Source organism: Citrobacter sp. CK185 (assembly GCF_030333565.1).
Classification (GTDB): domain Bacteria; phylum Pseudomonadota; class Gammaproteobacteria; order Enterobacterales; family Enterobacteriaceae; genus Citrobacter_B; species Citrobacter_B koseri.
Genome location: NZ_JAOWFR010000008.1, coordinates 1 through 355, shown reverse-complemented (window position 1 = coordinate 355; position 355 = coordinate 1). Strand labels below are relative to the sequence as shown.

General features: G+C 60.8%; 1 protein-coding gene. It reads left to right on the top strand.

Features of this window, described 5'->3' with window-relative positions:
• Window positions 1-355: hypothetical protein (locus OGV79_RS01220; RefSeq protein WP_286466705.1), on the top strand; the 355-nt coding region annotated here is incomplete at both ends.

Genomic DNA, 355 nt, shown 5'->3' with positions numbered 1-355 from the left:
GCCTACGGTACTACGGTGTGGTGCGGGTAATGCCGGATGGCGGCTTTGCCTTATCCGGCCTACGGTACTACGGTGTGGTGCGGGTAATGCCGGATGGCGGCTTCGCCTTATCCGGCCTACGGTATTACGGTGTGGTGTGGGTAATGCCGGATGACGGCTTTGCCTTATCCGGCCTACGGTATTACGGCGTGGTGCGGGTAATGCCGGATGGCGGCTTCGCCTTATCCGGCCTACGGTATTACGGTGTGGTGCGGGTAATGCCGGATGGCGGCTTCGCCTTATCCGGCCTACGGTACTACGGTGTGGTGCGGGTAATGCCGGATGGCGGCTTTGCCTTATCCGGCCTACGGTACTA